Genomic DNA, 2120 nt, shown 5'->3' on the forward strand with positions numbered 1-2120 from the left:
GTAAAAACCTGGGTTTCGCGATTGCCGGTTTTGCGAAGCCACCAGATCCGACGGCAGCTTGCATGACGTCATAAGATCTCTGTGCCGGTGCGACAGCGTGCGCGCTCAATCCATCCAGAGTCACATCAAGAAGAGCCAGCCCGATTGGACGATCGAACGCTACCAGCCCGAGCCGATTTCACCGCTTCTTGGGAGCGGTTTGAGAAACTCATCTGCTGGATCATATTGGGAATGAATCAAGTCGCGCAGCGACCAAATCAGGAATGCTTTAAGGGCATTTCGCGGCTCAGTCGAAACGTCAACGTGGTCGCTTTCTCGGCAGCTATCTATCGGCCCACGGGGAGGTCGCCTACCTTGCCTCATGGAGAAATGTCGAGCAGTTTCGAACATGCCGAAGACGAAGATCGCACCAGACAATGCGGAAGAGATGCATTTCGTCACCATGACCTTCCGCGGCAAGAATGGTCTCGGAGGTGTAGAATAGTCCCCCGGCGATCTCTGACCAGAACCGGTCAGTTCCTACCGACCAAAGCGCGGCCTCCAGCCTATCAGCCGAGCTTGAGACGGTTCGGCGCATCGCCGAAATAAATATTGCGTTTGCTCCTTGGACTTCCACCTTCTTCCGGAAGCGCTTGGTATCGGTCCCTCTCCCACTGGTTCCGGACATCGACCCGCCATCCGAGCCGATCGCGAAAGACGGCGGCGCGTGCCCGAAACATTTCGTCGAAAGCACGTCGATCGGTCTCGAGCATGTCTTTGGTGAGTATCCGCAACATATCCATCCCTCCTGATGTGCTGACGTTTCACAACAGGAAGCCGACCGGGAGCAATCTGGATATTTCACCAGGTTGACCGGTGCTTCGCTTTGCCTTTCATTTTCGCTTAAATTTCCAAAGCTTGACCGATCCCAAGCTCTGTGGCTGCCAATTCAACGCACCCAAAGGAAGAATGGTCATGACCTACGACCCAGCGCGCGGCAAACGTATTCGAGAAGCGATTTCTCGGGGCAAGTTCCGGAAAGTACACGCTCTCGCGGCCGAACTGAATGTATCCGTCGCGGCCGTCTCGCGCTGGCAAAATGGCGGCCACACGTCCCTTGAAAGCGCCTGCGCGCTCGCCCGCCTTCTGGACGTCTCCCTCGACTAGCTGCTCCTTGGGCGAGGCGCCATAGATGGCCATAAGAACAGCACGATCTCCGCCACGGAGTTGCTGGCTGTTGGAGTAAACTTGATCGCCGGCTGCTGGAAGAAGTAGAATTTTTGTTATGGGTCATGGCGCTGCGCGGCCGGTCTGCGGCGGCCCAAAATTACGAATCCCAGACGCACCAGATCCGTTCGGAACTTTTCGCAGACGACGCAATATTTCTATGTCTTTCAGAAGCAAGCCGCATTTCCGTTGCTGCCGAGCCCTGATCCCATCCTCAGCGGCAGTCTCGGCTGCCAAAGCGTCGGCAATTACGCAACTTCGGGAGCGCAGATCAATTTCGGGTTGGACAGTCAGATCTATGCAGGTGCCCTCAGCACCAAACAGGTGTCGCTCTCCCAGCTGATCGCGCTCCTCGCGCTCAATTCCGCCACGCTATCGGTGGTCGGCAGCACCTCGGCGTTCCGACCGGTTACGCTCACCACGGCCGATGGTTCGCCGGACAATTGCACGACCTTGACACTCGACCCGCTCGGACTTTCGGCGCCGGCCAATCAAGCCGGRATTGCGATCGGAGGGTTTGGCATCAACGTGCCTTCCTATACGCCGTTGCCGCATCCCGAACTCTATTGTGGCGTCGTCGCCCTGAACAACAATCAGGCGATCATACTCTCGAGCTTCGTCGCTCCTGTCCCCAATGCCGTCATGAACTGCATACCGAAGCAAATCTTTTTCGTGAAGATGGGCTACCAGCCGGTCGGACGCACCGTTGCTTTTGACGAAAGCAACTCAGCCTGCTGCGATTTCACCACCGGCTACGAAACGTACACCGTGACCTACAATGCCAACGGGACCTTTTCGGCGACAGGAKGACCATAGACCCTACAAATCCAGAACATCACAGACGCTTGAGTAAGCCCTCAATCCGTGCAATCAGGAGAATAGCCATGTCACGCATCACAACGAAGTTCACCGGC

At 56.4% G+C, this 2120-nt stretch carries 1 protein-coding gene and 2 pseudogenes; 2 read left to right on the top strand and 1 reads right to left on the bottom strand.

What is annotated here, in order from left to right; genetic code table 11:
• Window positions 1-635 precede the first annotated feature (635 nt).
• Window positions 636-776 (bottom strand): annotated as a pseudogene (locus AC1D1Z_RS36700) (acyl-homoserine-lactone synthase); the annotation flags it as partial.
• A gap of 178 nt (window positions 777-954) precedes the next feature.
• Between AC1D1Z_RS36700 and AC1D1Z_RS36705 the strand changes: the two are divergent.
• Window positions 955-1218 (top strand): annotated as a pseudogene (locus AC1D1Z_RS36705) (helix-turn-helix domain-containing protein); the annotation flags it as partial.
• A 72-nt stretch (window positions 1219-1290) separates the two neighbouring features.
• Window positions 1291-2022, top strand: coding sequence for a hypothetical protein (locus tag AC1D1Z_RS36710; RefSeq protein ID WP_477853730.1), 732 nt, complete (start codon window positions 1291-1293; stop codon window positions 2020-2022).
• Window positions 2023-2120 lie beyond the last annotated feature (98 nt).

This window comes from Rhizobium sp. P1_E1 (assembly GCF_056406015.1).